Origin of the sequence: Roseiarcus sp., from assembly GCF_052145395.1 — a bacterium.
In the GTDB taxonomy this organism is placed as follows: Bacteria; Pseudomonadota; Alphaproteobacteria; order Rhizobiales; family Beijerinckiaceae; genus Roseiarcus.
Map to the genome: position 1 here is coordinate 1 of NZ_JBKQOT010000192.1, position 4,097 is coordinate 4,097.

Annotated in this window: 3 protein-coding genes and 3 pseudogenes; all 6 read left to right on the forward strand. The window is 67.8% G+C overall.

Translation table 11 applies throughout. From position 1 onward, the window contains the following. A pseudogene (locus ACLP25_RS06665) lies at positions 1-376 on the forward strand (acyl CoA:acetate/3-ketoacid CoA transferase); the annotation flags it as partial. Between the two features lie 149 nt (positions 377-525). Then, positions 526-924 carry a MarR family winged helix-turn-helix transcriptional regulator gene (locus ACLP25_RS06670; protein WP_442468438.1) on the forward strand — a complete coding sequence of 133 codons (399 nt, stop codon included), beginning with the start codon at positions 526-528 and terminating at the stop codon, positions 922-924. Between the two features lie 214 nt (positions 925-1,138). Continuing rightward, positions 1,139-2,309: pseudogene (locus ACLP25_RS06675) on the forward strand (MFS transporter). A 184-nt stretch (positions 2,310-2,493) separates the two neighbouring features. Continuing rightward, positions 2,494-2,853: a hypothetical protein gene (locus ACLP25_RS06680; RefSeq protein WP_442468439.1), complete on the forward strand. Its 360-nt coding sequence runs from the start codon at positions 2,494-2,496 to the stop codon at positions 2,851-2,853. A 456-nt stretch (positions 2,854-3,309) separates the two neighbouring features. After that, a complete protein-coding gene (locus ACLP25_RS06685) occupies positions 3,310-3,615 on the forward strand; it encodes a succinate dehydrogenase assembly factor 2 (RefSeq protein ID WP_442468440.1) in 306 nt (101 codons plus the stop codon). Continuing rightward, positions 3,612-4,097: pseudogene (locus ACLP25_RS06690) on the forward strand (transcription-repair coupling factor); the annotation flags it as partial. The gene ACLP25_RS06685 and the pseudogene ACLP25_RS06690, both read left to right, overlap by 4 nt.

A 4,097-nucleotide genomic window follows, 5' to 3' on the forward strand; every position in this document is an offset into this window, starting at 1 on the left:
CCCGCTCGAGCGCCGCTTCACCTTTGATCCGCTGCAGAACGTCCTCTTTATCAATCTCGAGAGCTTCGCGCTGCATAACCGGGCCGACATCGAGACGATGGAGAAGATCGTCGAGACGAAGCTCGCATCGGTGAGCGAGCGCGTCTACGTCATCGCTAACTACGACAATTTCACCATCCTGCCGGAGCTGTTCGACGCGTATTCGGCGATGGTGCGCCAGCTCGCCGACCGCCGCTATTCCGGAATTTCGCGCTACACCACGAGCGGATTTCTCAGAATGAAGCTCGGCGATTCGCTGAAAAAGCGCGGCCTCGCGCCGCATATTTTCGAGAGCGAGGCGCAGGCGAGGAGGGACTGGCGAAAGGGGACGAAATAGCGCTTCAGCCCTTCCCGAAGAACACCGATCCTAAGCGAACGGCGCGCAAGCGCATAGCTTCGTCGCCGTGACTTCGGCCTCTTAAGCGATGTGACCTTCGCGCAAACCAAGCGTTGCGCCCCGCGGAATTTACGGGTATATACCCACACATGCAAACGACCTGCTACTGCGCCGCCCTTCGCGCCGCCTCCCGCAAGACGACGGCGCTTTACGACGAGGCGCTGACCCCGGCCGGGATCGGCGTCGCGCAATATAGTCTCATGCGGCGGATCCGGCGCGCGGGCGCCGTATCGCTGACCGAGCTCGCCCGGCTCGCCGAGCTCGACCGTTCGACGGTCGGGCGCAACGTCCGGGTGCTGGAGCGGATGGGGCTTGTGACCGAGACGACCGCCGAGGACCAGCGCGAGACCGCGGTCGCGCTGACCGAGGCCGGCCGCGAGAGGCTGCGCCGCGCCCGGCCGCTCTGGGACGAAGCCCAGCGCCGCATCGAGGCTGCGATCGGCGCCGAGCGCGCCGAGACGCTCCGCGTCCTCGCCCAGAGCCTTTGACCGACCGCTTAAGAGCGACGCCCGCCGAACGGAGAACGCCATGACGGAGTCCATTATCGTGCCGCATGGGGCCGCCGTTCCCGGCGCCTCCGCCCGGCCGGCGGCCCTCTCGCTGTCGAACCGCCTCGCCGCGAGCTTAAGCGCGCGCGGAATCCATTACGGCTGGGTGGTCGCGGGAGCGACGTTTCTGGTCATGCTGGCGAACGCCGGCGCGATGGGCGCGGCGGGCGTCTTCATCGGTCCGCTGGAAAAGGAGTTCGGCTGGAGCGCGGCGGACATTTCCTCGGCCTTCGCGATCCGCCTTGCTCTCTACGGCCTGATTGCGCCCTTCGCGGCGGCCCTCATCAACCGCTTCGGCGTCCGGGCTGTGGTCGTCGCCGCGATCGCCATGGTGACTTCCGGCGTTCTCGCTTCGCTCGCCATGACGCAGATCCGGCAACTCGTTGCGCTGTGGGGCGTCCTGATCGGCCTAGGCACCGGGATGGTGGCGCTCGTGCTCGGCGCGACGGTCGCTGCGCGCTGGTTCCACCACCGGCGCGGCCTCGTCGTCGGCATGCTGACCGCCAGCACCGCCACCGGCCAGCTCGTCTTTTTGCCGCTGCTGGCCAAGCTCACCGAGGATTTCGGCTGGAGAGCCGCGCTCGTCTTCGTCGTCGTCATGCTGCTCCTCGCCTGCTTCGTCGCGCTGCTCTTGCTGCGCGACCGCCCCTACGACGTCGGGCTTGCGCCGTTCGGCGCGCGCGCTCGAACCGCCGCCGGCCGAGAGCCACGCCTTTGGCGCCATGCTCGCGTCTCCCCTGCGCGCGCTCTACGAGGCGCGGGCGAGCCGCACCTTCTGGGTGCTGTTCGCCACGTTCTTCGTTTGCGGCCTCTCGACCAACGGCCTCATCCAGACCCACTGGATTGCGCTCTGCGGCGACTACGGCGTCGCGCCGGTCGCGGCGGCCGGGGCGCTGGCGGCGATCGGCGCCTTCGACTTCGTCGGCACCATTTTGTCGGGCTGGCTCAGCGACCGCTATGACAACCGCTGGCTTCTGTTCGTCTACTACGGGCTGCGCGGCCTGTCGCTGATCGCCTTGCCTTTCACCGACTTCTCGGTGGTCGGTCTCTCGGCCTTCGCCGTGTTCTATGGTCTCGACTGGGTCGCGACCGTGCCGCCGACCGTCCAGCGCTTCGGCGCGGAGAAGTCGAACCTCACCTTCGGCTGGATCTTCACCGCCCACCAGCTCGGCGCGGCGACGGCGGCTTTCGGCGCCGGCGCCTTCCGCACCGAGCTCATGACCTACCTGCCGGCGCTCTATGTCGCAGGCGTCGCCTGCGTGATCGCGGCCGCGCTCGCGCTGACCATCGGCCGCCCGCGCGCGCAACCGGCGTATGCCGCTTGAACTCTGCCAATCTGACGCGGGACGAGCAGGCCCAGAGCGATAGGGATCGCATGACGTTCTGCACGCAAAGAGTTGTGTGACTCTCGTCACGGACGCCGTCGTCGCCGATCTCTTACCCTGGGCCCCGCAGCTCGGGCGAGAGCCAAAGGCCTCTCGCGCCAGCAATCACAGAGAGGAAACAGTTATGCCATTCTATGGACCAGAGCCTTTCGATAGCGCCGAGGCGACATACGTATGGACCGGCGTGGGGTCGCCCGGATTTTTCCGCATCACGGTCAAGGGCCACGCCCGCAAATTCAGTTCCGGCTTCAAGATCGTTCGTGATCCGCATTGGGTCGGCGGCTTGGCCTTCGACGTGACGGGATGGACGGGCCCGCTCGCCGAGCCGCCGGCCACCACGCCTTACACCGTCTCCGATACGTTTCACGGGAGCTTCCACCCGGAGGTTGTCGTCATCGGCTCCAACAAGAGAGAAGTCGTCCGCGTCAAGGAAATCCCATTCACCTCCGAAGAAGAGGTCCACAAGGCTCTGGGTTCCGCCTGAAGGCGGCGGCGGGCGCAGCATGATGCGCTAAATATGAGCCGACGAACTCGGCCTCCGGTTTAAGCCACCGGAGGTCGAAGGTTTACCGGAAGAAGCTTTGTTACCAACGGGAAGAACGCGCGGCCCGGCGGACGCGCCAGCGGCGCGAGGGCGCAGAAGGGCGGCCTTCGGCGCCAAGCTCCTCCGCACCGAGCTCATGACCTACATGACGGCGCCCTATGTCGCAGGCGTCGCCTGCAGAATCGCGGCGGCGCTCGCGCTGGCCATCGGCCGCCCGCGGCCAATCTCCTCCGCCGCTGGAGCTGCGGCAGAGTGAGCGCCGCTCGTAAGGGCTGACACTGCCGCTCTCCAAGATTATAAGCCGCGCTCGCACGCGAGCGTCTAAGGGCCGGAACAAGTCCGGCCAGGACGGCATTGCTCGGACGGCGCAGGCGTCCGAATTCAGAAGGGTTTTCCATGTCTGGCTCGATGTTGAGCAGCGCCGCGCTCGATGAGCGCCGGCGCAAGATTCTGTTTCGCGCCTGGCGCCGCGGCATGCGCGAGATGGACCTTGTCATGGGCAACTTCGCGGACGCGAACCTGCCTGCGATGAGCGCGGCCGAACTCGACGAGTTCGAGCGGCTGATGGAGGCGCCCGACCCCGAGGTGCTGTCGTGGATCACCGGTGAGGCGCCGACGCCGCCCGAGCGCGACACGCCGCTGTTTGCACGGCTTCGCGCCGCCCCGCGCGACGCGCTGAAAAGGGCGAACGAAGCCAAGTGACCGAGGTCAGCGACCGCAGCGAACTGATGGACCTCTCGCCAGCCCTTCGCCGCCTTGCCGAAGGCGGCGCCGTCACGCTGTGCCGCGCCCCCGAGGGCTACGACGCCTTCGTCGTGGCGGAACTCGCGCGCGCCCTCGCGGCGTCCGCGGAGAAGCGGGCGGCGGCGCTCGTGTTCGTCGCGCGCGATGGCCTGCGGGCGCAGGCGTTCATCGACGCGCTCGGTTTCGCGGCGCCCGAGGTCGAGGCGCTCTATCTGCCCTCGTGGGACTGCCAGCCCTACGACCGCGTCTCGCCCAACGCCGCCGTCTCCGCCGAGCGCATGACGGTTCTGGCGCGCCTCGCCCGCACGCGCGGGGCGATCGAGCGGCCGCGCGTTGTCGTCGTCTCGGTCAACGCGCTGACGCAGCGCGTGCCGCCGCTGAAATACGTCGCCTCCGCCGCCTTCTCGGCCGCGCCGGGAAACAGCGTCCGCATCGAGGAC